The 25602-nt window shown below is 71.2% G+C and carries 19 protein-coding genes; 13 read left to right on the plus strand and 6 right to left on the minus strand.

Annotated features, from left to right (window positions below; all coding sequences use genetic code 11):
• Positions 1-130: 130 nt before the first annotated feature.
• From LJ657_RS41020 to LJ657_RS41040, 5 genes are all read left to right on the plus strand, one after another.
• Positions 131-448 (plus strand): hypothetical protein, encoded by a 318-nt coding sequence (locus LJ657_RS41020; RefSeq protein ID WP_232654789.1) that lies wholly within the window; start codon positions 131-133, stop codon positions 446-448.
• A gap of 70 nt (positions 449-518) precedes the next feature.
• Positions 519-2900, plus strand: a complete 2382-nt coding sequence (locus tag LJ657_RS41025) for a protein kinase domain-containing protein (protein ID WP_232654790.1) — start codon at positions 519-521, stop codon at positions 2898-2900.
• A gap of 115 nt (positions 2901-3015) precedes the next feature.
• Complete coding sequence (locus tag LJ657_RS41030; protein WP_232654791.1) at positions 3016-4446, plus strand: vWA domain-containing protein; 1431 nt, start codon at positions 3016-3018, stop codon at positions 4444-4446.
• Complete coding sequence (locus LJ657_RS41035; protein WP_232654792.1) at positions 4443-6782, plus strand: extracellular solute-binding protein; 2340 nt, start codon at positions 4443-4445, stop codon at positions 6780-6782. Before LJ657_RS41030 ends, LJ657_RS41035 begins: the two co-directional genes overlap by 4 nt.
• A gap of 205 nt (positions 6783-6987) precedes the next feature.
• Positions 6988-8112, plus strand: coding sequence for a glycoside hydrolase family 53 protein (locus LJ657_RS41040; protein WP_232654793.1), 1125 nt, complete (start codon positions 6988-6990; stop codon positions 8110-8112).
• Between the two features lie 23 nt (positions 8113-8135).
• On the opposite strand, the gene LJ657_RS41045 is transcribed toward LJ657_RS41040, so the two are convergent.
• The gene (locus tag LJ657_RS41045; RefSeq protein ID WP_232654794.1) at positions 8136-9218 is read right to left on the minus strand and encodes a substrate-binding domain-containing protein; all 1083 of its coding nucleotides are present in this window, start codon (positions 9216-9218) and stop codon (positions 8136-8138) included.
• Entirely contained in the window at positions 9215-11746 is a 2532-nt protein-coding gene (locus tag LJ657_RS41050; protein WP_232654795.1) for a SpoIIE family protein phosphatase, read from the minus strand. The genes LJ657_RS41045 and LJ657_RS41050 overlap by 4 nt, the downstream gene beginning before the upstream one ends.
• 251 nt (positions 11747-11997) lie before the next feature.
• Here LJ657_RS41050 and LJ657_RS41055 point away from each other — a divergent pair, with 251 nt between their 5' ends.
• From LJ657_RS41055 to LJ657_RS41070, 4 genes are read left to right on the plus strand one after another with little or no spacing between them, the layout of a single operon-like run.
• Positions 11998-13086: a substrate-binding domain-containing protein gene (locus LJ657_RS41055; protein WP_232654796.1), complete on the plus strand. Its 1089-nt coding sequence runs from the start codon at positions 11998-12000 to the stop codon at positions 13084-13086.
• Positions 13087-13124: 38 nt separating this feature from the next.
• On the plus strand, positions 13125-13907 hold the full coding sequence (locus LJ657_RS41060; protein ID WP_232654797.1) for an ATP-binding cassette domain-containing protein: 783 nt from the start codon (positions 13125-13127) through the stop codon (positions 13905-13907).
• A gap of 5 nt (positions 13908-13912) precedes the next feature.
• A complete protein-coding gene (locus LJ657_RS41065) occupies positions 13913-15184 on the plus strand; it encodes a sugar ABC transporter permease (protein ID WP_232654798.1) in 1272 nt (423 codons plus the stop codon).
• 22 nt (positions 15185-15206) lie between these two features.
• Positions 15207-16181, plus strand: a complete 975-nt coding sequence (locus LJ657_RS41070) for a substrate-binding domain-containing protein (protein WP_232654872.1) — start codon at positions 15207-15209, stop codon at positions 16179-16181.
• A 109-nt stretch (positions 16182-16290) separates the two neighbouring features.
• Here LJ657_RS41070 and LJ657_RS41075 read toward each other — a convergent pair whose 3' ends face one another.
• Together LJ657_RS41075 and LJ657_RS41080 are read right to left on the minus strand one after the other, a co-directional pair.
• Positions 16291-17073 (minus strand): VOC family protein, encoded by a 783-nt coding sequence (locus LJ657_RS41075; protein WP_232654799.1) that lies wholly within the window; start codon positions 17071-17073, stop codon positions 16291-16293.
• A 144-nt stretch (positions 17074-17217) separates the two neighbouring features.
• Positions 17218-18756 carry a CYTH and CHAD domain-containing protein gene (locus LJ657_RS41080; RefSeq protein WP_232654800.1) on the minus strand — a complete coding sequence of 513 codons (1539 nt, stop codon included), beginning with the start codon at positions 18754-18756 and terminating at the stop codon, positions 17218-17220.
• A 165-nt stretch (positions 18757-18921) separates the two neighbouring features.
• On the opposite strand from LJ657_RS41080, the gene LJ657_RS41085 reads away from it, so the two are divergent.
• Complete coding sequence (locus LJ657_RS41085; protein ID WP_372488042.1) at positions 18922-20181, plus strand: MFS transporter; 1260 nt, start codon at positions 18922-18924, stop codon at positions 20179-20181.
• Between the two features lie 143 nt (positions 20182-20324).
• Here LJ657_RS41085 and LJ657_RS49195 read toward each other — a convergent pair whose 3' ends face one another.
• Positions 20325-20807: an alpha-hydroxy-acid oxidizing protein gene (locus tag LJ657_RS49195; protein WP_372488043.1), complete on the minus strand. Its 483-nt coding sequence runs from the start codon at positions 20805-20807 to the stop codon at positions 20325-20327.
• On the opposite strand from LJ657_RS49195, the gene LJ657_RS41090 reads away from it, so the two are divergent.
• Positions 20765-21955 (plus strand): L,D-transpeptidase, encoded by a 1191-nt coding sequence (locus tag LJ657_RS41090; RefSeq protein WP_232654801.1) that lies wholly within the window; start codon positions 20765-20767, stop codon positions 21953-21955. The genes LJ657_RS49195 and LJ657_RS41090 overlap by 43 nt on opposite strands.
• Positions 21956-22034: 79 nt before the next feature.
• Here the strand turns inward: LJ657_RS41090 and LJ657_RS41095 are convergent, their stop codons facing one another.
• Positions 22035-22685 (minus strand): alpha/beta hydrolase family protein, encoded by a 651-nt coding sequence (locus tag LJ657_RS41095; protein WP_232654802.1) that lies wholly within the window; start codon positions 22683-22685, stop codon positions 22035-22037.
• A gap of 230 nt (positions 22686-22915) precedes the next feature.
• Here LJ657_RS41095 and LJ657_RS41100 point away from each other — a divergent pair, with 230 nt between their 5' ends.
• Both LJ657_RS41100 and LJ657_RS41105 read left to right on the plus strand, forming a co-directional pair.
• On the plus strand, positions 22916-23473 hold the full coding sequence (locus LJ657_RS41100) for a hypothetical protein (protein ID WP_232654803.1): 558 nt from the start codon (positions 22916-22918) through the stop codon (positions 23471-23473).
• A 184-nt stretch (positions 23474-23657) separates the two neighbouring features.
• Complete coding sequence (locus tag LJ657_RS41105; RefSeq protein WP_232654804.1) at positions 23658-24998, plus strand: jacalin-like lectin; 1341 nt, start codon at positions 23658-23660, stop codon at positions 24996-24998.
• Positions 24999-25602: the final 604 nt, after the last annotated feature.

A 25602-nucleotide genomic window follows, 5' to 3' on the forward strand; every position in this document is an offset into this window, starting at 1 on the left:
TCCGGAGTGAGGTTGGAGGGACACATCGGGCTCCTGGGGAACGAGGGCGGGACGTTCCAACGAGCCTGACGCAACATCACGATCGTTAACTGCCGTCCTCAAGATTCCCGACAGAGTCGCTCAATGCGGCGTGCGACTGCTGCTGGTCTTCCGCGAGAGCGGCGGCCCGGGATGGCGGGAAGTGGGCGCCACGGTGGTTGAGCCCGCCTTCTGGACCTATGTCGACGGCCTGCTCGCCCGTGCGAAGGAGGTGGAGGCCCGCCGGGCGCGCGAGGCCGGGATGGTCGATGCGGAGTCCCTGCGCCACGCGGCCGCCGTGACCGCGGACCTGACGGCGCGCCGGGCCGCGATCGTGAAGCTGCCCGATCCGGCCCAGCGGCTGGGCGCCTTACGGGAGTTGGCGGACGAGTTGCGGGCGGCGTATCCCGGAGACGGGGGCCGCGGGTGAGCGGCACGGCCCGCCGTCGGGGCATCGCCGCGCCGAAGGCCGTCGGGGGAAACGGGGAAGAGGAGTGCGCGTGAGTGCGGAGCCGTGCCGTCAGCGACAGCTCAGTGGAGGGCCCTGCGGCGGGACGATCCTGCCGACCGGGTACTGCGGTCGCTGCGGCCGGCGGCAGAACGCGCGGCCGCTGCCGGAGCTGGGTGACGGGCCACAAGGCCCCCGGGAGCTGCTGAAACTGCCGCCCCGGACGCCGCGCTCGTCCGAGGAGCGGCTCGCCGGCGGCGCCCACATCGCGGACCAGGCGCAACGCTGCCGCACACCGGACTGCGGTGCCACGATCCCGGTCCTCGCCGACAGCCCCGACCGGCAGCACTGCCCGCGCTGCGGCAACCCGCATGCCATGCGGCCCGACTTCGTGCAGGGTGCCACGCTCAGCAACCAGTACCACATCAAGGGCCCTGTCGCCCGTGGCGGTCAGGGCTGGGTCTATCTCGCCGAGGACACCCACCTCGGCGACCTGGTCGCCGTCAAGACCCTGCGCGACCGCTACGGCGCGGACGGCGCGGCCCTCGCCGACCTGGAGCGGCGCACCCTCGTCGCCAGCCGGCATCCGTACATCGTGCGGATCCGCGACTTCCTGCCGTACGAGGCCCCCGAACCGGGTGAGGACGGCGCCACGCACGCCGAGATCGAGGTCAGGGGCGGCCACATCGTCATGGAGGACGTCGGTGACCACACCCTTCAGTCCGTCATCGACGAGGTCCGCTGCGGACGCGAGACACTCGACATCGAGCACGTCGCCACGTACGGCATCCAGATCCTGACGGCGCTCTCCCACCTGCACCGGCAGGAGCTCCTGTACGGCGACATGAAGCCGTCGAACGTCGTCCACTTCGACGACCACGTCAAGGTCATCGACATGGGCAGTGTGCGCAAGGTCGGCCAGACCGAGCCGCCGCCCCATGTGACGCCCGGCTTCCACGCGCCGGAGCTGGCCGGGAAGCTCACTCTCGCGAACGACCTGCACACCGTCGGCGTGACGCTGCGCTGCCTCGCCGCCCCCGCCGTCCGCGACGACGTGCCCGGCCTCGGCACGTCGTCGCTCGACGCCGTCATCGCCCGTGCCACGCGCACGGTGGGCCAAGGGCCGCGGTTCAAGGACGCGGAGGAGATGGCCGACCAGCTCCGGGGCGCCCTGCGGGAGATCAGGGCGCTGCGCGGCAAGGGTGGCTCACCCGAACCGTCCGGCTACTTCGACCCGTCACCTGACTGGCTGGGCGAGCGGCTCGGCGACGTACCCACGACGTCCGCTCTCGCGCGCCGCGACGAGGACCGCCCGCGCCGCGGCACCCCGCCCGTCCTGCGGATTCTCGACCCCGGGCGGCCCACGCCGGTCGAGATCGCACGGCGGCTCCCGGTGCCCAAGCCGTTCTCCGACGACCCGAGGACCCCGGAGTTCGGCGTCAGCGGCGGGTACGCCGGCACGGTGCGGCTCCAGCAGAACCCCGGCGACGAGCCCTCCGCCGAAATCTGCCTGCACAACATCCGCGTCGCCCTCGCCACCGCTCCCGCACCGCCCGACGTCGCTGCCGCGGAGGCGGAGCTGGCCCTGGCCGAGGCCATCCCGGGGCCCGAGGAAGTGCGGCGCTGGCGCCTGGAGTGGCACCGCGGGATGATCGCGCTGGCCCGGTTCGGTGCGAGCGCTGCGCGGCGGCCCGCGGGCCGGGCGGAGGACCTGGCCGAGGCGTGTGCGAGCTTCGAGCGGGTCAGCGCCGACCTGCCGGGGGAGTATGCGCCGAAGCTCGCCCTCGCCTACGTCCACGAGTGCACCGCACACGCCGAGCCGCAGGCGCCGGGCGCCGCCGCGGCACGCGCCCTGGCCCGCGATCTGTTCCACGCCGTGCATCTGCGCAACCCGGCGCACTGCGGCGCCGCCCTGGGCCTGGCCCGCCTCGCCCTCGACGAGCACGACCGCGTCCAGGCACTCGCCGTCCTCGAACGGGTGCCGCGCGGCACCCGCGGCCGTACCCTCGCCCAGCGGGCCGCCACCCGGATCCGGGCCGCGTGCCTGGGCTCCGACCCCGGCGACCTGCCCCCGCCGGACGCCGCCGAGTCCGTGCTCGCCGCGCACGCCGCCGACCGGATCCGCTCCTCACAGGAACGGGAGCTGGTCCTCGCACCGCTCGACGAACTACGGCTGCGCATCGAGGTCAACGAGTGGCAGCTCGCCGCGCTGCATCTGACCCACGGCGTCACCGGCGCGGGCGAAGCCACGTTCTGGCGCCACCTGCGCCGCCGGTGGCGGCCCGCGCACGAACCGACCCCCGCCGAAAGCCGGGCGGAGGAAGTCCGCGTCCAGCTGGAGCGCGACTACCTGGAACTCGCCGCCACCGACACCGATCTCAGCGAGGCCCTGGTGGAGCGCGCCCATGCCGTCCGCCCGACGACGTGGACGTGAGGCGGCGCGGTGTCCGTGCCGCAGCACCTACCAGAGCACCTACCAGGAGGCCCTGATGAGATGTCCGGCCGAGCAGGTTCCGACGACACCGTCCTCAGGCGGTGGTGGAACCGCGGTGCCGTATGACACCACGCTCTTCGTCCATGTCGACGAGCCCGATCTCGTGCCGGACAAACGCGTGCCGGGCGCGTCGGTCAAACTGCTCGCGCAGCTGAAGGTGGCCGTCTTCGACCAGGCGCGGGGCGAGCACGCCGACCCGGGTCAACTCGCCCTGATCATCGCGCTCGACGTCGCCGATCACCGCAGGGAGCGCATGGTGGCCGCGGTGCGCGACGCGCTCACTGCAATGCCCTCGGGTGCGTCGTTCGCCGTGGTCACGGCGGGCGCCGAGCGCGGCGGGGGGCCGGTGCGCTACTACCCGGCCGGGCCCGGCTCGTGGGCGCCGGCCGACCGGCAGCACCGGATCAGCGCGGCCTTCGCGATGGGCGCGGCGCCGCTGGCCGCCGACGGCGTACCGCGATCCTTCGGCTACGACGGATGGCTTGCCGAGGCACGGCGGCTGTTCGCGGGGTGCGACCGGACGCTGTGCCGGCTGCTGCTGGTCACCGACGGGAGCACCGGATACGAGGACGCGTCGCTCACCGCCCAACTGGCAGCGTGCGGAGCCGAGTTCAGCTGCGAGGTGATCGCCGTCGGCAATGACTGGGACTACCAGCCGCTGGAACGGATCGCCGGCCGTCTGCGGGGGACGGCCGACGCCGCGGGCCCCGACTTCGCCGCCGCGCTCGCCGCGGCGGTCCGCCGTGCCTGCCGCAGGGCCGTGCCCGCGCTGCCGCTGGAGGTCACCGTGCGCCCCGGCGTGCGCATCGAGTCCTTCGTCCAGTTCACGCCCGAGCACCTGGAACTCGCCGCCGACCCGCCGTCCGGACCGTACCGTCACGTGTTCCCCACCCTGCCCTGGGATCCGGCGGGCGTCACCAGCGAGTTCCTGCTCGCCCTGCGCGCCGATGGTGCCGGCGACCGGCTCGGCGAGGAGCTCCAGTTCGCCATGGTGTCGCTGGGGTCCCTGCACGAAGCCGTCACCGCCCGCTGGCGTGACCCCCGCCTCCCACCCGCACCGACCGCCTCGCGCACCAACGACGAGACGACCGGCGAAAGCAGCCGCCTCCTCGACTCGAGGCACCGGATGATCATGCATTTCAGGAGGGGGCTCGAAGCCCTCAGGGGCGGTCAACGGGCCGCTGCGGAAAGCCACTTGGGACAGGCCGCCGCAGGGGCGCACCAACTCGCCGAGGGCTGGATGCTCAACGAGATCGGGGGCTGGGGCGACATCCATGACGCCGCCGCCGGATCCGTCAGCGTACGCCTGCCCGCCGACGCCCACCGGGTCAGTGTCGCCCTGCTGCGGCTCGGCGCCCGGTCGGCCTCCCGGGGCACGAGCCGTACGGCAGGCCGGCAACGTCCCGCCGGTCCCTGCCCGGCCTGCGCGGAACCGGCCGTTCCCGGAGCCCTTCACTGCGTGCGCTGCGGAGAGGAGCTGTCATGAGGCGGGGGCGCGAGCGGCCCGGCGAGGCCCGGCGTGTCCTGAGCACGCATCGGCTGCTGCTGCGTCACCTGTGGGGGTTCCTCGGCTGCGCCGCCGTCGGCGTCGCACTGCTCACCGGCGTGGCCGTACCCCAACTCGACGCACGGACCGGGGAGTTACGTGAGGAGGTCGCGCCGTCCGTGCGGGGCACGGCGGCCGTCAGGCTCGCCGTGCTGCGTGCCGACGAATCAGCCCGGGCCTCGATCGTCAAGGGGGTCGCCGGTACGGTCGGCGCCGGCGAGACGGCCGAGAGCCAGCTCGCCGCCGCGGACCAGAGTCTCACCCAGCTCGCGGACCACGTCGGCAGCGGCAGGGACCAGGACATCTCCGCGGTCAACGGCCTGCTCGCCGCCTACAACAGCGTCATCACATCCGCCACGGTCAAGTACCAGGCGGACGACGAGATGCGGGCCGAGAAACTCGCCGAGGCCCGTGCCCTCCTGGAACGCCCGAAGACCGGTCTGCTCGCCCGCCTCGACACGGTCGCCGCCGCCGAGGAGGGCCGGGCGGGTGAACTGTCCGACCTGGGCGTCCTGTTGACGGTGTCCTGGGTGGCGGCGGCGGCCGCGCTGGCAGCCGCAGCCGTCGTGGCGGGCCTCGCATGCCGGGCCGTCAGCAGGCGCTGCGGTCGGCTGCTCGCCCCCTGGATCCTGGTCGGCGTCATCGGCTCCATGGCCCTGGCCGCCCTCCCGGCCTTCATGGCGTGGCGTACCGCGGAGAGCCTGGACGTAGCCCGCGCCCACCTCACGGACATCCTGGACACCTCCCTCGAGAACTCGCCGCGTACGGGTGCCCAGGACCTCACCGCTGCGCAGCAGCACGTCGCCGCCATCGGCCTGCCGGACCTGTCCGCGTTCGGCTGGCTCAACGTCGTCTACGTCGTCGTGGGGGTGGCCGTGACCTGCGCCGCCGTCGCCGGCCTCGTCGTCCGGCTCACCACCGACTACCCGGAGCGCCCGGTCGACTGGTCGTGGGCGCGCCGCCTGTGGAACCGCATGACCCGTACCAGGCGGCGTCGCCGCATCGGCGCGGCAGCGGTCGCGTTGGCTGTCGTGGCGGCGATCGTCACCCCCCAGGTCCTGAGGCGCGATCCCGTCGTCACCGTCCTCGGCCCGTGGACGGGCAAGGAGGAACAGCGCTTCCTCGGCCTCATGGACGCCGAGGGCATCCGTGTCCGCTACCAGGGCACCCCCGCCCAGCGCGAGGTACTGCTCTCCCGTGTGCAGGCCGGCGACCCGCCCGACATCGCGATCATGCCGGGCATCGGAGAACTGGCCGAGTACCGCGCCGAAGACCATCTGAAGCCGCTCGACGACCTGGTCAGGGGCCTGCGGTACGCGGGCCCCTGGCGCCCGGACGGCAAGGGCTCCACCTACTGGTGGCCGGTCAACGCCAATCTCAAGAGCATTGTGTGGAAGTCCCGCCATGTGGTCGGGCAGCCCGCCACCGCGTCCTCCTGGTGCCTCGGGATGGGCGAGGACGGCGCCGCCGGCTGGCCGGGCACCGACTGGATCGAGGACATCGTGCTGCAGCAGGCGGGACCGGACGTGTACGCGGACTGGGCCCGAGGCACCGGCAAGCACGCCCGGACGGCGTGGACGAAGGGGCCGGTCCGGGAGGCATGGCGGCGGTGGGCCGACTTCCTCGCCACGGACAGAGAACAGGCGAAGCGGGCACTGACCGCGGACTGGCACGGCCCCGAAGCACTGAAACCGGGCAACCACACCGCGTTCCGCGAAGCCACCCGGTGCGCTTTCGAACACCAGGGCTCCTTCGCGCAGGGGGACGACGGCGCCTTCCTCACCGACTCGGCACCACTGCTGCCGGGCGGCCCCTACCGGACACGGGCCTACGAGGTGTCCGGCGATTTCGCCGCCCTCTTCAACGACAGGGAGCCGGCCCGCAAGGCGCTGCGTGCCCTCTTCTCCCAGTCCGGGCAGCAGCGGTGGGCGGACAAGGGCGCCATGTACTCGGCGATGACCCCTGTCATGGCGGAGGTCGCCGACGACGGCGACGTGGATGCCACCGCACGCGCGATCTACGGAAGGTTCCAGCAGCCCGCGGTGCCGCGCTGCCTCGACGCCTCCGACGTCATGCGCCCCGCCGTACGGGATGTGTTCTACGAGGCGGTGCTGAGGACCGTCGCCGCCGTGGCCGGGCACCGCCTGTCCGACGCCGGCCTCGACGGCATCCTGTCGGGCGTCCAGAACGTCCAGAACGTCCAGGACCTCCAGGAGGTGACAGGCCAGGGCGCGGGGACCGCAGGCCTTCAGGTATGCAGTGAGGCAGGGGCGTAGATCCGGCGACTCCGGCGACGACGACGCCTTCCACATCCGGGCACACCATCAGTGGTGAGCGGTGCAAGCTGTGCACGCTCCCACATTTCCGAGATCCTTTCCATCCGACCGTGCTTTGTATTGCTCATGACAATGGTGTCCCCTACTGTGCACGTTCTCAGCACACGCGTCTCGTCAACCAGACGCCGGGTCAAAGGAGATCGGGATGTCCGTGCACGGCTCCAGGCGCACCATGAAGGTCGGCGCCCTGCTCGCGGTGGCCGCCGCGCTGCCGGCGGCCCTGCTCACCTCGCCGACGAGCGCCGCCGCCGCGGGCTCGCTCAGCATGCTCGGCGCCGACGTCTCGACGGCGCGGCGGGCACTCGACCTGGGCGCCAAGTACTACGACGCCAACGGCAACGCCAAGGATCCCCTCGACATCCTCAAGGGCGTCGGCGTGAACTACGTCAGGCTGCGGATCTGGAACGACCCGGCGAGCGGCTACAACAACAAGGCCAAGGTGCTGGCGTACGCGAAGACGGTCAAGGCGAAGGGCCTCAAACTGCTGGTGGACTTCCACTACTCGGACACCTGGGCGGATCCGGGCAAGCAGTACAAACCCGCGGCCTGGTCCGGCCACGGCATCAGCCGGTTGCAGACGGACGTCTACAACTACACGTACGACGTCTGCAACAGTCTCAAGGCCCAGGGCACGACCCCGGACAGCGTGCAGATCGGCAACGAGATCAATGTCGGTATGCTGTGGGACGACGGCAAGGTGGTCGACAACGACTTCACCAACCTCGGTCTGCTCCTCAAGTCCGGCTACAACGCGACCAAGGCGTGCAACAGCGGCACCAAGGTCGTCATTCACACCGCGGACGCGGACAGCGACGCGCACGCCCGATGGTTCTACGACGGCATCAAGGCCAAGGGCGTCAACTGGGACATCACCGGGCTGTCCTACTACTGCATGTGGCACGGCACGCTGTCCAACATGGGCAGCGTCGTGTCCGACATGAAGTCCCGGTACGGCAAGGACGTGATCATCGCCGAGACGGCCTACCCGTTCACCTCGGGGAACGCGGACGGTACGGCCAACTCGGTCACCTCCGGCTGCTCGGGCTACCCCCTCACCTGGCAGGGGCAGGCCGCCAACTTCACCGCCGTGCAGAACACGGCCCGCAGCGCGGGCGCGATCGGTGTCTTCTACTGGGAGCCGACCTGGTACGCGGTCCCGGGCAACGGATGGGATCCCGCCGACATCGACAACAGCGGGGACGGCTGGGACAACATGGCCACCTTCAACTGGACCGGCCAGGTGAACCCGAACATCAAGTGGACTCCGTGACGGCGGCTGCCGCTCGACGGTGACTACCGCGTGAGTCCGGCCTTCTCGCAGGCGGGCCGGATCGCGCGGGTGCAGATCTGGTCGATGGAGTACACCCCGTCCTTGACGAGCGTCTGCTCGACGGTGCCGGCCGTCACGGCCTTCGGGGTGAGCAGCACGGACGGGATACGGCTGGTGGTGGGGCTGTCGGTGGTCGTCGTGGTGACGCTTCGGGGATCGTCGCCACGGCCCAGCGCCACGGCCATGGCGGCGGCCGCATCCGCCTCCGCCCGGAACGGTTTGTACACCGTCATGTACTGCTCGCCCTGGAGGATGCGCCGTACGGCGTCGAGGTCGGCGTCCTGACCGGTGACCGGGGGAAGCGGCCTGACACCGGCGCGCTTGAGAGCGGAGATGGCACCCGCGGCTATCGCGTCGTTGGCCGCCAGGATCCCGCCGATCCGGTCGGGGCCCAGGGCCGCGACGGCGGCGGACATCTGGGCGTTGGCGTCGTCCGTGCTCCAGCCCTGGATGTCGTACGACCTGCCGATCCTGACCTTGCCCGCCAAGACGGACAGGGCGCCCTTTCTGAACCAGGCCGCGTTGGGGCTGGTCGGATCGCCGTTCAGCATGACGACCTGACTGCTCTTCGTCTGCGCGCCCATGGCCTTCAGGAGGGCCTCGCCCTGGAGCCTGCCGACCTGTCCTCCGTCGAAGCTGACGTAGCCCGAGACCGGGCCTTCCGCGAGCCGGTCGTAGGCGACGACCGGTACGTCCGCGCGGTGGGCGTCGACGATCGAGGAACGAAGCGCCCTGGCGTCCGCGGCGTCGAGGATCAGGACCTTGACCCCTTTGGTGATCATGGAGGTCAGCTGTTGCCGCTGTCTGTCCGCGTCGTTCTCGGCGTTGGCGTACTCCACGGTGCAGCGCGGACACAGTTCCTTCAGCCGCTTCTCGATCAGCGGCTTGTCGGAGTGCTCCCAGCGGGGGACGGACCGGCTCGGCAGCAGCAGGCCGACGGTGAAGCTGTCGGACCGCGACTGGCTGTCGCCTCCGCAGGCGGTCTGGGGCATCGTCATGAGTCCCGCGACGAGGGCGGCGACGACATGCCACAGGCGGGTTCTCACCGCCGGCCTCCTAGTTCCGTTCCCGGGCCCGGGGCAGTGGGCGTCGGTGCTCGACCCGGCAGGACGATCTCGCTCCACACCTGTTTGCCGCCGGCCACCGGCATCGAGCCGAACGACTCCGACATCGCCTCGACCAGGAGCAGGCCACGGCCGCCGGTCGACTCCCAGTCCACGATCACCGGCTTGGCGGGGGCGCGGGGAGAGGAGTCGCCCACACAGACCCGTACCCGGTCACCGCGGAGCATCAGGTCGAGGCGGACCGGGCCCTGCGTGTGCACCAGGGCGTTGGTGACCAGTTCGGACACGACCAGCAGTACCGCGTCGGCCACGTCCTCGGCCTGCCATTTGCGCAGGGTGCGGGCGGTGAAGCGGCGGGCGTGCATGACGGCGTCGGGCAGCCGCCACACCACCCAGCCGGCCCTGATCGGCCGGGTCCCCATGCCGTCGTAGCGCAGCAGCAGTATGGCGACGTCGTCCTCGCGGCGGCCGACGTCGCCGAGCAACTGGTCCGCCATGCGTCCCAGATCCGCCGGATCGGCCGCGGCGAGCGCCGTGCGCGTCTGGCGCATGCCCTCGTCGAGGGGCAGGCCGGCTGCCTCGACCAGGCCGTCGGTGACCAGGGCGAGGACCGTGCCGGGGGCCAACTCGACGGCGGTCATGGGGAATTCCGCCTCCTCGAGGATGCCCAGCGGGAGTCCGCCCTCGACCTCGATCTCCTCGGTGGTGCCGTCGGGATGGCGCACCAGTGGGGCGAGGTGCCCGGCCCGGACGAAGAGGGTGTTGCCCTGTTCGAGGTCGAGTTCGGCGTAGCAGCAGGTGGCGAAGAGGTCGGTCTCCATGCCCACGAGCAGGCGGTTGGCGTGGGAGACGACCACGTCGGGCGGGTGGCCCTCCACCGCGTAGGCCCTGACGGCCGTACGCATCTGGCCCATGATGGTCGCGGCTCCCGCGCTGTGCCCCTGCACGTCGCCGATGACGAGCGCCACCCGGTCCTCGGACAGGGCGATGACGTCGTACCAGTCGCCGCCCACCTGCAGGCCCCGCCGGGCGGGCAGATACCGGGCCACGGCCGTGCCGCCGGGCAGGTTCGGGAGACGCCGGGGCAGCAGGCTGCGCTGCAGCATGGTGGCGAGTTCCTGCTCGGCGTCGTGTTCGTGCGCCCGTTTGAGGGCCTGCCCGACCAGCGCCGCGGTGGCGGTCAGCAGGGACCGCTCGTCGGGGGCGAACTCGTGCGGCTGGTCCCAGCCGACCATGCAGAGGCCGGCGACCCGGCCCCTCGCGGGCAGCGGCAGGACGGCCAGGCCTCCGTCGCCGATGCCCGCGAGGTTCGGTTCGAAGGCCGTGCCGGCGGGCCACAGGTCCAACCGCCCGTCCCGCATGGCCAGTTGGAGGGTGGGCAGGGCGCTGACCGGCGCGTCGGGCCACTCCGTACGCCACTCGGCACGCCAGGCCTCCGGCCAGGCGGCGGGCTGCGGCGGATCGAGCACGGTCACCATGAGCCGGTCGCCCTGCAGCTCCGCAAGGGCCACCCGGTCGGCGCCCAGCGGCTCCCGCAGCGCGGTGACCACGACGCGGCCGACGTCACGGACCGTGGTGGCGTCGTCGAGTGCGGCGGTCAGCCACTGGATCCTGGAGACGTCGTCGGGGCTGCGGCGCAGCACGGAGGTCGCCGTGACCACGCCCAGGACCTGCTCCGCACGGTCGTCGCTGCCCGCCACGACCCGGCAGCTCAGGCTCAGCCAGCGCATCTCCCCCGTCGGGCCGCGGACCCGGAACTCCAGCTCCCGCCGGCCGAACGCCTGGGGGGTCGGCTCCAGGACCGACACCAGGGCGTGCATGTCCTCGGGCAGGGCGTGCGCGAGCAGCGTGTCCGCCTTGCCGTCGAAGTCGGCCGGCGTGATGCCGAGGAGTTCGAGCAGGGTGTCGTCCGCCTCGATCAGGCCGGTGTCGGGCACCAGCACGAACGAGCCGACGCGCAGGCTCCGCAGGGCAGGACCCAGCAGCGGCGCCGGCGGGGACCGGCCGGCCGCGGCAAGCAGCAGACCCGCGACGGCGTCGGCGTACCGCTCCAGGAAGCGGCGCTGCTCGTCCTCGAAGCCGTCCCCGGATGTCCCCACGACGACGAGGCAGCCGAGCCGGCTGCCATCCGCCTGGAGCGGCAGGGCACCGAGCGGGGCCTCCGGGTGCGGCGGCGTGGGCGCGCCTTCGGGGTGGGCGGCCAGGTCGGCGGGGCTGAGCCACAGCGGCCGGTCGGTACGGAAGGCGTGTACCGCGGGTGAGCCTCCGGACAGGGGCAGCCGCTCGGGCAGCCGGGTGTCGGAGACGGCCCAGCGCGCCGTCTCCGCCAGCCGGAGCTCGTCCTTGTCGCCCGCGGGCACATAGACGGCCGCCATGGCCGCTCCGGCGAAGGTGAGAGCGCGCTCGCCCACCGCCTCCGGCACCGCGGACAGTCCGCGCGCGTCCGCGGCTTCGGCTCCGGATGCCCGCAGCTGAGAGACTGCGGCCCGGGCACCGCCGTCTTGGGGCATGTCCGCAACCTACCTCCCGTCCGTGCCGCGGATGCGGCTGAGATCGGGCGTCACCACAACAGAATCGCATATCGGAGCAAACCGCCACTGCATTCGCAGATCGCCGTAGCCGGTGCCAAACTGACGGCATGGTCGTCTCGCCGCTCACGTGAGAGGGCCAGGTGTCGCCGCGTGCGGGCAGCGACCAGTGCCCTTCTGGATCTCCATGCCGGCGTGACCACCCGACCCGCGCTCGGAGGGAGGTCTCGCACATGAAGGCCTGCATACGGGGAGCGGCCATGGTCATGACCGCGGTCTGGACGGCCGTTGCACTGTCGGCCTGCGGGTCCGGTACCCCAAGCGACTCCGCCGGGGGGAACACACCGAAGATCGCCCTGCTGCTGCCGGATGCCACCACGGCCCGCTGGGAGACACGCGACAGGCCCTTGCTCGAGAAGAAGATCATGGAGCTGTGCCGACGCTGCACGATCGAGTACGCCAACGCCAAGGGCGATGTGGCGTTCCAGCAGGAACAGATGGACTCGATGATCACCAAGGGCGTCGATGCGATCGTGCTCGTGGCGGTGGACGCCAGATCTCTCGGTGCCTCGGTCAGGAAGGCAGCTCAGGCGGGCATCCCGGTGATCGCCTACGACCGTCTCGCCCAGGGCCCGATCTCGGGCTACGTCTCCTTCGACGGCGAGGAGGTCGGCAGGCTCCAGGGCAGGGCACTGCTGAAGGCCATGGGCAACCCCGGCCACACCCCCCAGATCGTCATGATGAACGGAGATCCCAGCGACCCCAACGCGGTGTCGTTCAAGAAGGGCGCACTGTCCGTGCTCAAGGGGAGAGTGCGGATCGGCAAGGCGTACGACACGCTGCAGTGGCGGCCGGAGATCGCGAACACGAACATGGCCGGCGCCATCGCCGCCCTGGGAGTGGCGAATATCCAAGGGGTCTACTCCGCCAACGACGGCCTCGCCGCGGGCAGCATCGCCGCCCTCAAGGCGAACAAGGTCACCCCGCTGCCTCCGGTCACCGGGCAGGACGCCGAACTCGGTGCCGTGCAGCGCATCGTCGCCGGCGATCAGTACATGACCGTCTACAAGCCGTTCGGCCCCGAGGCTTCCGCCGGCGCCACCATGGCCGTGGCCGCGGCGCGCCGGACCGCTCTCGGGCAGGTCGCCAAGGACAAGGTCAGGACCAGTGACGGGAAGACCGTTCCGGCCGTCCTGCTCACCCCCGTGTCCGTGACCGCCGCCAACATCAAGGACACCTTGGTGAAGGACGGCTTCTACACCGTCCGGCAGATCTGCGTCCCCCGGCTCCAGGCCGACTGCAGCAGGTCCGGACTGACCTGACGAACCGGCTCCGACCGAGTCCGAGCCCCGGGAAGGAGATGGTCTCCGTGCCCGATTCCCCCTTGCTGGCGCTGCACGGCGTGTGCAAACGCTTCGGTGCCGTCGAGGTCCTCAAAGACGTCGAGCTGGAGATCCACGCCGGCCAGGTCGTCGCCCTGCTCGGCGACAACGGAGCCGGCAAGTCCACCCTCGTCAAAGTGATCTCGGGCGTCGCCCCGGCGGACAAGGGCGTCATCGAGTGGGAGGGCCGCACGGTGCACATCAGGCGCCCGCACGACGCCCGGGACCTCGGCATCGCCACCGTGTACCAGGACCTCTCGCTGTGCGGGAACCTCGATGTCGTCGGCAATCTGTTCCTCGGCCGGGAGATCCGCAGGTTCGGGTTCCTCGACGAGATGGAGATGGAAAGCCGCACCATCGAACTGCTCAAACGCCTCACCAGGACCATCCCCGATCTGCGTGCCCCGGTGGTCTCCCTGTCCAGCGGCCAGCGCCAGACGGTCGCCATCGCACGTTCGCTCCTCGGCGGGCCCCGGGTCCTCCTCCTGGACGAACCGACCGCGGCGCTGGGCTTCGAGCAGACCACCGAGGTCCTGGACCTCGTCGACGCGCTGCGCGACCGCGGTCTGGGGGTGCTGCTCATCAGCCACAACATGGGGGACGTCAAAGCGCTCGCGGACCGGGCCGCCGTGCTGCGGCTCGGCAGCAACAACGGGTTCTTCAACGTGAACACCGCGTCCCAGGAACAGATCATCTCCTCCATCACCGGCGCCACGGAGAACGTGCCCCGCCGGCCGGCCACCCATGAGGCGGGGTGGTGAAAGCGATGCGCCGCATGACGGACAACACGCAGGCCGACGGTGCCGCAGCCGCCGCCGAGGCCCGCGGGCCGCACCGCCGAAAGGCCGTCGCGCTAGCCCTGAAGGACGCGGCCGCCGCCCTCCGGCGCAGGTTCCGCGCCGGTGAACTGGGCTCGCTGCCCGTGGTCCTGGTCCTCGCCACGGTCTGGATCATCTTCCAGTCCCTCAACAACAACTTCCTCTCACCCCGGAACCTGTCCAATCTCAGCGTGGACATCGTGGGCACCGGCCTGATCGCGGTCGGCATCGTCTTCGTGCTGCTGCTCGGTGAACTCGACCTGTCCGTCGGCTCGATCAGCGGCTTCGCCGCGGCCATCTTCGCCGTGCTGAACGTGAACAACGGCGTGCCCGAATGGATCGCGCTCATCCTCGCGGTCCTCGCGGGCACCGCGGCGGGAGCCGTCCAGGGCTTCTCCTGCGCCAAGACCCGGGTCCCGGCCTTCGTCGTCACGCTCGCGGGGCTGCTCACCTGGAACGGCCTCATGCTCTACGTCCTCGGCACCAGCGGCACGGTCAACCTCGACGAGAACGGGCTGGTCGCCGACCTGACCAGCTACTACTTCACCAACGACGCCGTCGCCTACGCCCTGGCGGCGCTCTGCGCGGGCATCGTCTTCCTGATGTCGTACCTGGACCGGCGCCGCCGCGTGGCCGCCGGCATGCCGCACCGCTCGCTGCGGGAGATCGGGGTGCGCACGGGGGGACTCGCCGTGGTCGCGTTCACCACGGCCTATCTGCTCAACCGGTTCCAGGGGCTGCCGCTCGCCCTTCTCATCTTCCTCGTGGTGGTGGCCGGCCTCGACATCGTTTTGCGCCACACGCACTACGGCCGACGGGTCTACGCACTCGGGGGCGGCGTCGAGGCGGCCCGTCGCGCCAGCCTCAACGTGACGGGCATCCAGACCGCGGTGCTCGCGGTCTCCGGGACGATGGCCGCGATCGGCGGCCTGTTCCTCGCCTCACGCATCACCTCGGTCAGCCAGAGCTCGGGATCGGGTGTCCTGCTGCTCAACGCCATCGCGGCAGCCGTCATCGGCGGCACCAGCCTGTTCGGAGGACGCGGTACGACCTGGTCCGCGGTACTCGGCATGCTGGTCATCCAGTCGATCGCCTCCGGCATGGCGATCACGGACACCCCCACGGCCATCCAGTTCGTCATCACCGGCGGAGTGCTCTTCGCCGCGGTGGTCATCGACGCACTCTCGCGGCGCTCGCAGGAGGCACACGGGCGGGCCTGACAGACACCACCGAGCCGCCACTCTGACCGCCGCGGTTCTCGTCGGCGCCCTGTTCGCCACCGGTTGTTCCAGCAGCTCCGGGGGCAAGAAGTCCGAGCAAGGCGGCGCGGCGGCCTCCGCAGGCAAGGCCACCACACCCCGCATGACGGTGGCCATGGTCACCCACGCCTCCCCCGGCGACACCTTCTGGGACCTCATCCGCAAGAGCGCCCAGGCCGCCGCCAAGGACAACATCAAGCTCGTCTACTCCTCCGACCCCAACGCCGGCAACCAGGCCAACCTCGTCCAGAACGCCATCGCCCAAAAAGTCGACGGCATCGCCCTGACCGCCGCCAAGCCCACCGCCATGAAGGACGTCATCAGCAAGGCCAAGGCCGCGGGCATCCCCGTCGTCGGGTTCAACTCCGGTGTCGGGGACTGGCAGGAACTCGGCATGCTCGAATACCTCGGCCAGGACGAGAACATCGCCGGCCAGGCCTTCGGCCGACGCCTCAACCAGCTCGGCGCCAAACACGCCCTGTGCGTCATCCAGGAACAGGGCCAGGTCGCCCTCGAAGCCCGCTGCGCCGGCCTGAAGAAGGGCTTCACCGGCAGGACCGACATCCTCTACGTCAACGGCACCGACATCCCGTCGGTGAAGTCGACGATCACCGCCAAGCTCAAGCAGGACTCCTCCATCGACCAGGTCGTCACCCTCGGCGCCCCCATCGCCCTCACCGCCGTCCAGTCCCTCGCCGACGCCGGCAGCAAGGCCGAGGTCGCCACCTTCGACCTCAACAAGGACCTGGTCGCCGCCGTCCAGAAGGGCACCATCGAATTCGCCGTCGGCCAGCAGCCCTACCTCCAGGGCTACCTCGCCGTCGACTCCCTGTGGCTGTACAAGACCAACGGCAACTTCAGCGGCGGCAGCACCGTCCCCGTCCTCACCGGCCCCGCCTTCATCACCAAGGACAACGTCGACGCCGTCGCCGAGTTCGCGGCGAAGGGCACCCGGTGATGAGTGTGCAACCGACCGACACGGAGCCGCACACCGCACACGACGCCCTGCACTTCGTGGCCGCGGAGGTGGCCCGGAGCATCGCCTCCGCGCTGCGGCTGAGGAGCTGTCATTCCTGCCGCGGGTTCGGCTTCAGCACGGCGAACACCGCCTGGCCCGGGTCTGCCAGCCAGGCGATCCGCCCGACGTCCGGCACATCCGAGGCGGGCATGAGCACCGACCCGCCGTTCTCCTGCACCTTCGTCGCGATGACATCGGCGTCGGCCACGGCGAAGTACGGCACCCAGCGCGGCTCCTCCCCTTCGCCACGGAGCGGGGCGACACCGCCGAAGCTGCCCTCCTGCTGGTCGCCGTCCTTGATGCTGAGCACCCGGTACGTCATCCCGGGTGCCTGCATCTCCTGGAAACGCCAGCCGAACAGCCCCTGGTAGAAGCGGATCGCCGCCTCCGGGTCGGCGACGTGCAGCTCCACCCACACCAGCGTGTTGTCCTCTGACGCCTTCTCCAGCCCCTTCGTCTTCGCCGGCTGCCATACGGCGAACTGCGCACCCTGGGGATCGGTGAACTGGCCCATCCAGCCCTCACCCATGACGTCCATGGGTTCGGCCCGCACAGCGCCCCCGCCGGCAGCCACGTCGCGAGCGGTGGCCTGGACGTCGTCGCTCTGGAAGTACGTCGTCCAGGCCGACGCGGCGCCCTCCTCGCTCAGTGGCCCGAGGGCGCCGACGGTCTTCCCGTCCTTCTGGAAGAACCCGTACCCGCCGGCGTCGGGCCCGGCGGACACGAACTGCCACCCGAAGACGGCGCCGTAGAAGGCGGCGGCCGCGTCCGTGTCGTGGCTGCCGAGGTCGATCCAGTCGGGTGATCCGGTGCGGAAGTCGGTGCCGAGCATGCGTTTCCTCCTACGAGGTCGGTGTGGAGACTCCGTCACCATGCCGCCCCCGTGGACGGTGCCCCGTTCACCGGCCCGCGGACCCAGGGGGTTTCACCCGGGCGGGCGTCCCGCATCCGGCCCGACCCCTGCGCCGGGCGGATGTCAGGGGTCGAGCGCCTTGCGCAGGCCGGGCTTCGACGCATCGGCCCATGCGGTCGGCAGTTCCCGTTCGCGCTCCCTGGCCACGCCCTGTTCCTGGCCGTAGAGCAGGCCCCAGGTGAAACCAGGCTCCCCCGCGGCGTGCGCCGCCAGGGCCAGCTTCCGCAGGGCGTCCCGGGCCACGACGCTGTCCTGATGGTCCCCGAGCACCTTCTGCACGGCCTTCACGCGCTTGCCGAGCCGTTTCGCGGGCTTGCCGAGCGAGGCACGCGCCGGTTCGGTGGCGTAGCGCGTCTTCTTGGCCGACTTGCGGGCCTCGTGGAGCGCCGTGTCGCGTTCCGTTCCGGGCGCGAGCTCCAGCGCGTGCGCCGCCCGACCGGCCAACCGGTCGTACTCCTTGAAGACGCCCTTGGCCATCACCTTCTCCGGTTTGCGGCCTGCCTTGCCACGCAGCGGCGGCGCTTCGGTGAGCGCGGCCAGGGAATCCAGCAGGGCCAGGTACCGAGGTGTGCGCAGCGCGTCCAGGGTGCGCCGGCGCGCCTCGTCGGTGCGGGCAACGTTCCACGCCTTCAGCCGGGCCTCGACAGGCCCGAGGACGAGTTCCCCGGGCAGGGCCTCGATACGCGAGCCGAGCCGTTCCATGAGGACCTCCTGGTCGCGCTCCGCGCCCAGCTCGCCACCCAGCCACTTGAGGTCGTCGCGGATCGGATCGGTGACCTGACGATCCAGCACCGACCGGTAGGAACGCAGGATGCTGCGCAGCCGGCGGCAGGCGACACGCATCCTGTGCACCGAGTCGGGCACGTCACGGCGCACCGCCGGATCGAGACGCACCAGGGCGTGCACCTGTTCGTCCACGTACCTGAGGACGTCGTCGCCGGCCCAGCCGGGTACGACGGCCTCGGCACGGGGGTCCGGCAGACGCGGCCCGCCCACTCCTGTCTGCTCAAGGGCCCGGGCCAGCTTGGACGGATCGGACGCGCGGTCGATGCCGTTCTTGCGCAGGGTCTTGTCCACGGCGTCCAGCAGTGCCGGATCGGCGCCGTCGGCGAGTTCGACCTCCATCTCGGTCCAGGCGGCCAGGGTGGTCGTGCCGCGCAGGGGTTCGGCGCGGACCTTGTCGACGGTCAGGGAGGCGAGGACCGCGCCTTCGGAATCGACGAGGTTCCGCGTGGCGCGGGTGGACCTGATGCGGACGACCGGGGTCAGCTCTGCCCCGCGGGTACGGGAAAGGGCCAGGTCACGCAGGGTGTCCGGAATGGTCTCGGACAGCGGGGACCGCACCTCCTCCCGACTGTCCTGCGACAGGGGCAGCTTCAGGTGCCAGCCGGGGTCGGGTCCGCCGGTCCTTCGCCGTAGCGTTGCCGACGCGCCGGCCAGCCGCAGGTCCCCGGTGTCGTGGTACACGGCATCCAGCTCGTCGGTGCCCTGTTCCACGACCGACACGATGCCGTCCACGCCGGTGAGCTCGGGGAGCCACGAGGTGTCATCGGCCGACGGAGCATCGTACTTTCGCTCTGTCTCACGCTTCGACTGGGTCATACCGTTCGCGTACACGCCTCAGCGCAGCTCAAACACGCGTGAGGCCCCAAACAGACCCTCGCCACCGGGCCACCGGGCCACCGGGCCACCGGGCCACCGGGCCACCGGGCCACCGGGCGGAGCACATCCCTTGCCCTGCTCGCTGCATCCCCCTAGCGTTGTTTTGTGCCGCAGATAAACAAATCCCGAACGCGCAACGTCGTGCCGGGCAACAACAGCAGCGACCTCACCCGGCTCCGCATCACGCTCACCGTCTTCTTCGCCCTCGACGGCTTCATCTTCGCCGGCTGGGTCGTCCGTATCCCCGCGATCAAGGAACAGACCGGCGCCTCGGCCAGCGCCCTCGGGCTCGCCCTGCTCGGCGTCTCCGCCGGCGCCGTGATCACGATGATGCTCACCGGACGCCTGTGCCGCCGCTACGGCAGCCACGCCGTCACCGTGGTCTGCGGCATCCTGCTGTCGCTGAGCGTCGCCCTGCCGCCGCTGACCCACTCGGCCGTCGCACTCGGCGCCGTTCTCCTGCTCTTCGGCGCGGCCTACGGCGGGATCAACGTCGCCTTCAACAGCGCGGCCGTCGACCTCGTCACCGCCCTGCGACGGCCGGTCATGCCGAGCTTCCACGCCGCTTTCAGCCTGGGCGGCATGCTCGGCGCCGGGCTGGGGGGGCTGGTCGCCGGGCATCTGTCCCCCACGCGGCATCTCCTCGGGCTGACCTTCATCGGGCTTGCCGTGACCGCCGTAGCGGGACGTTCGTTGCTGCGTGAGCAGCCACCGCGGCAGCCACCGCGGCCGCCCGAGTCGGCGGGCGGCGCCGGGCAGGACGGTCCGAGCCGGCTCGACGGGCGTCGCCGCGGGCTGGTCGCCGTCTTCGGGCTCATCGCCCTGTGCACGGCGTACGGCGAGGGGGCCATGGCCGACTGGGGCGCACTGCACCTCGAACAGGACCTGGGCGCCTCAGCGGGGGCGGCGGCACTGGGGTACTCCTGTTTCGCGCTCGCCATGACCGTCGGGCGGCTGACGGGAACGACCCTGCTCGAACGTCTCGGCCCCACCCGCACCGTGATCGCGGGCGGCACCACCGCCGCGCTCGGCATGCTGGCCGGCTCCCTGGCGCCCTCGCTGTTGGCGGCTCTGATCGGCTTCGCCGTCACGGGCCTCGGTCTCGCCAACCTCTTCCCGGTCGCCGTCGAACGCGCCGGGATGCTCGCCGGCCCGAGCGGTGTCGCGATCGCCTCCACCCTCGGCTACGGCGGCATGCTCCTCGGACCGCCCGCGATCGGTTTCATGGCCGACTGGTTCTCCCTGCCCGCGGCCCTCACCAGCGTCGCGGTACTGGCAGCGGTCGCCGCGCTCATCGGGCTGGTACTGCATTTCCCGGGGGGCACCCCCCGGGCCCCCGGCAGAAAAGCAGGCCGGCCGGTGTGACCGGCGCGGACATCGCGCGGCGACCCCAGTAACACGCCGTGCGGCCGCCGGAAGGTCTCGGCGCTCGCCGCACCCTCGGCTCACGTGAGGAGGCGCCGTCCGGAGCAGATCGCGTTCCGCCTGGTCCGGGGAGGACGTCCCGGTCAGGCGCATCGCCTCGGCGAGTTCGCCGGTGAGTTCGTCGAGCAGCGGGCGACTCCGGCCTCCCCGGCGACCGTCAGCGCCCACAGCACCGGCCGTCCGACGAACACCGCGCGGGCACCGCGCGCGAGTCCCAACCGGTGGCCGCCTCGGCCGTGCTGAGGCCCTGACCGGCTCCTCCGCGGAAGCAGCCGTAGATCTCGGGCGGCAGAGCGCGGGCGGCCTGCGCCTCCGGGCCGTCCGTCCGGCGGCCGATCTCCGTCACAACCGGCCCCGGTCGAATCGCACCCCCGCGGAGGGCGCAGGTAGCCCCCACCCTGAGCAGTCACCCCGATGGGCCGGTCGGCCGGATGCCTTCCCGGGGTACCAGGAAAGCGACAAGTCAACGAAACCAGCCGAAGCAAGCAACGCAAGTCCAGCCCTTGGGGAAGGGGAGAGTCCCATGCGACAGCACCCGCCGGCACAGTGGGGCCGCCGGAGCGCACCTCCGATCGCCTTCGCGTCGGCCGCCGCCGTCCTACTCGCCGCGTGCAGCTCCGGCGGCGGGGCGGACGGCGGGGACAAGGGGGGACCTCCCGCGATAGTCGTGCAGCCCGACGCGGGCAGCGCGAAGGTGCCGCTCGGGCGGAAGGTGACGGTGCACGCACGGGGCGGATCCCTGATCTCCGTCGAGGTCGGCTCCCCCGGCCCGGGCCGGATCTTGGGCACCTGGTCCGAGGACAGGTCCGTGTGGACCTCGACCACGCCGCTCGCCCCGGGCGCCACCTACACGGTGAAGGCGCACGGAAAGACGGATGGCGGATCAGCCCTCGACAAGACCGCTTCCTTCACCACCGAGGCGCCGAAGAACGCCTTCGTCGGCGAGTACCACCCCGACAAGGGCACGACGGTCGGCATCGCCATGCCGGTCTCGATCACCTTCAACAAGCCGATCCGCGACAAGGCGGCGGTCGAGCGCAAGCTCCATGTCACCGCCTCCCCCACGGTCCAGGGTGCCTGGAGCTGGATGAAGGACCGCAACGGCAACGACCGTATCGACTACCGCCCGGTGAACTACTGGCCGCCGGGCACGCGTGTCACGCTGCGCATGGACCTGGCAGGCGTGAACGCGGGCAACGGGCTCTACGGCACCCAGGACCGCGTCGTGGACTTCCGCATCGGGGACGCCGTGACCAGCACCGTGAACGTCACGACGAAAACGATGACGGTGACGAGGAACGGGCGGACGCTGCGCACCCTGAAGGTCTCCAGTGGAAAGAAGGGCTACGAGACGTGGAACGGCACCATGGTCGTCCTGGGCAAGGTGCCGACCATCCGCATGAACTCCTCGACCGTGCGGATCTTCGGCCCCGAGGCGTACGACCTGGGCGCGGTCAAATGGGACGTCCAGCTCACCCAGTCCGGCACCTACGTGCACGCGGCGCCCTGGAACAAGGGCAAGTTCGGCGTGGTCAACGGCAGCCACGGCTGCATCGGCATGAGCACCGAGGACGCCCAGTGGTTCTACGGCCGGGTCGACCTGGGCGACCCGGTCACGGTCGTCCACTCCGTCGACACCGTGGCGGCCAACAACGGCTACGGCGACTGGAACATCCCCTGGGCCACCTGGAAGAGGGGCAGTGCCCTCAACTAGTGCCGCATCAGACAACCTTTGCCCCGTAGTGACGTGACGCGCCGTCCGAACCAGCATCCGAACGGCGCGTCACGTCCCCTCAGGTCGCGATGGCAAACTCCAGGGTCGCTGGCGCGAGGTCGGTGAGGAACTGAGCACGGTCGAAGCCCTCGCTTTCGACCATGCCCGGCGGAGGCGTGTTCATGAAGCTGAAGTGACCGGCCCCCGGCACGACACGAAGGTCGACCTGGGCTGACGCGCTCTTCAAGCGGACGGCCTGCTCGACGGGCGTGACGGTGTCCATCTCTCCCGCATAGACGAGCATCGGCGCTGTCACCGCGCCCAGGGCACCCGGAGCGGCGAACCAGCCGGCCGCGGGCGCGTACAAGACGAGACGGCCAACACGTGGCTCTCGTGGGACATCCAGCGGCCTGCCGTCCCGCCCCCAGGGCGTCGCGCCGGCGAGACAGAGGCCGGCCCAACCACCGATCGAGTGGCCGACCACCACAACAGACGCGTCCTCAGACGCCCAGCGGCGGAGCGCCTCGACCAGCCCGAACGGGCGGGCGAGCAGCTCAGCCGTGGTCGCCTCCCGAGCGACAAAACGCTCGAAGTAAGGCGCGATGACCTGGCAGTCATGGGCTGCCAGGTACTCCAGGAGAGGCCGGTACCGCTCCGGGTCGCCGCCTGCTCCAGCAGCGAAGAGCACGACACGCTCACGGTTCGTTGGGCCAAGCGTCAGTGCCTGCATCTCGCTCCCTCAACACAGCGCCGTTGCCTGAAGCCGGCCCGCAGGTCACTCCGTGCTCTGCTATGGCCTCAGATTAGCGCGCAGCAGATCGCGGCACCCGAACGGCGCGTCGCATCAGCGGTGGCAAAGGTTCTCTGATGCGGCACTGGAAAAAACGGCGGCGGCCCGCCGCTGCCGGCCGCGTTCCGCGGGATGCTGGTTTCGGTACGAGCGGGCCGGGAGGTGCTGGGATGCGGTGGTGGTCCGGGGCATGGATGATCGCCGGGACGGTCGTCCTGGCGGCGTGCGGTACGTCGGCGGGCGGCGGATCCACGGGAGCGACAGGAGCGGCGTCGACGCCGGGGAGCAGCTCGGCGGGGCCGTCCTCCCCGGCACCGACGGGCCCGTCCGCGAACCCGTCCGGCGAAAGCCCCAGTGCGTCGGCCACGGCGCCCTCGCCCCCGGCCCGCCACTGCGCGGCCGGGCACGCGCAGATCAGCGTCGCCCCTGGTGACGCGGTCGAGCGGCGGCTGTGCGTGCGGCCGGGGACCGTGGTCTCCCTCGTCCTGCGGCCCCGGACGGACGACAAGCGGTGGCAGGGCGTGAACACTTCCGCGCCGGTGTTCGTACTGGCCTCCGGATGGCGACTGGACGCCGACGGAACGGCCCACGCCTCACTGCGGTGCGCCGGCACCCGCGGCGGTGAGGCCGAGGTCACCGCTCTGGCGAAGGCCCCGGACGTGGCGGGCGCGGCACGCACCGCGTTCACGCTTCACGTGAGTGTGATGCCGTACGCGACGCAGGGGTGACTCCGGAAGCAGGGCCCTGGCGGCGCCCTCTGCCCCTGTCCGCGACGACTGCCCAAACCATCCATGTACAGCCGACAACTCCTGTGAAAGAGCGTCCAAACACTCGACAGACCTGTGGTAACCGGCGGTAACTTCTGTCACGCTCCCCATCGAAACCGCTTTCCCTCCACAGGAGACACACCCCATGCGCAGACTTCTCGCCTGCCTGGCGGCGGCCACAGCCGTACTCGGCGGGCTCACCGCGACCGCACCCGCCGCGGCGGCGGCCGACTCGGGCTCGTTCAACGTCCTCAGCTACAACGTGGCCGGCCTGCCCGCGGCCGTCAACAGCGCGCCGACGCCCCGCGAGTCGAGCACCACCGCGATCGGCCAGCGCATCGCGCCGTACGACATCGTCCACGTCGAGGAGGACTTCAACTACCACTCCTACCTCTACGCCGCCGACACCGCGCACGCCTACCGCACCCCCACCAGCGGCGGCGCGGGCATCGGCAGCGGCCTCAACACGCTGTCGAAAATCCCCTACGACACGGACGACTTCGAGCGCGTCCACTGGAACTCCTGCCAGACAGATTCGGGCGACTGCCTGACCCCCAAGGGGTTCACCTTCATGCGCGAGCGCCTCGCCGAGGGCGTCTACGTCGACTTCTACAACCTGCACACCAACGCCGGCACCAACGACGGCGACGAAGCCTCCCGCGCCGACAACCTCAACCAGCTCACCGCCTTCATCAACACCCACTCGGCCGGAAACGCCGTCGTGGTCATGGGCGACACCAACACCCGCTACACCCGCACCGCCGACACCATCGCCGAGTTCGCGGCGGCCAACGGACTCACCGACGCCTGGGTGCAGCTGATCCGGGGCGGCACCCCGCCGGCCAAGGGCAGTGACGCCCTGGTCTGCGACCAGTCCGGGGCGACCGTGCCCAACACCTGCGAGGTCGTCGACAAGGTCCTCTACCGCAGCAGCAAGCTCGTCTCGCTCAACGCGACGTCCTACAACAACGAGCACGCCAAGTTCCTCACCGACGACGGGAAGATGCTCTCCGACCACGACCCGATCACGGTCGGCTTCAACTGGTCCCGCAACGCCGCCTACCAGCTCAGCGACCAGTTCGGCGGCCCGCACGGCGACTACTACAACGACATCAACAGCGTGCCCGCCGGGGCCCGCGCCACCACCATCGCCCTGAACAGCGGCGCACGCGTCGACCAGATGAGCCTCACGCTGGCGAACGGCACCACGCTCACGCACGGCGGGACGGGCGGCACCGCGTCGTCCCTCACCCTCGGCAGCGGCGAGTACGTCACCACCGCCTACCTCTGCCAGGGCGTGAAGGACGACCACACACGGATCTTCTACGCCAAGTTCACCACCAGCCTGGGCCGCACCCTGGCCGGCGGCACCACGACATCGGACTGCGTGACCCGCACCGCCCCCTCCGGCTGGCAGATCGCCGGCTTCCACGGACGCGCGGGCGACGAGGTCGACAAGGTCGGCTTCGTCTACACCCAGCGCTGACGTGCTCCCCGCCTCGAAGGGCGGGGATCGAACGGGACGTCGCCCGCGACGTCGTGGCCGCGGTCATGGACGGTCCCGCAGGTCCCACACGCCCACGTGCGGACGTGCAGGGGCTCGGGCCGTCCTTGACGCCCCGGTCGAGGATTCGACGCCGCCGTCCTCGGGGCGAGACAGCCGGAAGGCCCCCCGCCCTGAGCCCTGGGCGAGGTCCATTCCGAACGGCTCCTCCGCGGGCCAGAACCCGGCGTGGCCGTCGTAGTTGAAGCCCAAGGATCCGGCACCGACGGCAATCAGCAGCAGCGAGGCCTCCGCCGTCGACGATCCGCGGGGCGACGATCCCGGCGGCGGAGACGATGCCCACGGTGGCCGAACGCATCAGGGCGAGGCCGACTACTCGCTCAAGCCCATCGGCCACCAGGACCTCAAGCCCCGTCTGAAGCGGTAGGCCGCCCAGCGCGGGCGGCTGCTCAACACGGTCGTCCGCGGCCAGGCCGGCGTCGACCGGGTGCCGGCCATGGCGTTCGCCCCCGCCCCCGCCCCTGCCCCTGCCCCTGCCCCTGCCCCTGCCCCTGCCGGCGTGCTGTCCAAGGGCCTGAGCGTGGAG

It is taken from the genome of Streptomyces guryensis, assembly GCF_021261325.1.
Lineage (GTDB): Bacteria > Actinomycetota > Actinomycetes > Streptomycetales > Streptomycetaceae > Streptomyces > Streptomyces guryensis.

What these genes read in the sequence shown, in the direction of transcription:
- LJ657_RS41075 (WP_232654799.1), bottom strand. Translation starts at nt 17,073, where the DNA reads ATGCTCGGCACCGACTTCCGCACCGGATCACCCGACTGGATCGACCTC.
- LJ657_RS41090 (WP_232654801.1), top strand. Translation starts at nt 20,765, where the DNA reads ATGCGACAGCACCCGCCGGCACAGTGGGGCCGCCGGAGCGCACCTCCG.
- LJ657_RS41105 (WP_232654804.1), top strand. Translation starts at nt 23,658, where the DNA reads ATGCGCAGACTTCTCGCCTGCCTGGCGGCGGCCACAGCCGTACTCGGC.
- LJ657_RS41080 (WP_232654800.1), bottom strand. Translation starts at nt 18,756, where the DNA reads ATGACCCAGTCGAAGCGTGAGACAGAGCGAAAGTACGATGCTCCGTCG.
- LJ657_RS41065 (WP_232654798.1), top strand. Translation starts at nt 13,913, where the DNA reads ATGCGCCGCATGACGGACAACACGCAGGCCGACGGTGCCGCAGCCGCC.
- LJ657_RS41055 (WP_232654796.1), top strand. Translation starts at nt 11,998, where the DNA reads ATGAAGGCCTGCATACGGGGAGCGGCCATGGTCATGACCGCGGTCTGG.
- LJ657_RS41060 (WP_232654797.1), top strand. Translation starts at nt 13,125, where the DNA reads ATGGTCTCCGTGCCCGATTCCCCCTTGCTGGCGCTGCACGGCGTGTGC.
- LJ657_RS41040 (WP_232654793.1), top strand. Translation starts at nt 6,988, where the DNA reads ATGTCCGTGCACGGCTCCAGGCGCACCATGAAGGTCGGCGCCCTGCTC.
- LJ657_RS41100 (WP_232654803.1), top strand. Translation starts at nt 22,916, where the DNA reads ATGCGGTGGTGGTCCGGGGCATGGATGATCGCCGGGACGGTCGTCCTG.
- LJ657_RS41050 (WP_232654795.1), bottom strand. Translation starts at nt 11,746, where the DNA reads ATGCCCCAAGACGGCGGTGCCCGGGCCGCAGTCTCTCAGCTGCGGGCA.
- LJ657_RS41035 (WP_232654792.1), top strand. Translation starts at nt 4,443, where the DNA reads ATGAGGCGGGGGCGCGAGCGGCCCGGCGAGGCCCGGCGTGTCCTGAGC.
- LJ657_RS41095 (WP_232654802.1), bottom strand. Translation starts at nt 22,685, where the DNA reads ATGCAGGCACTGACGCTTGGCCCAACGAACCGTGAGCGTGTCGTGCTC.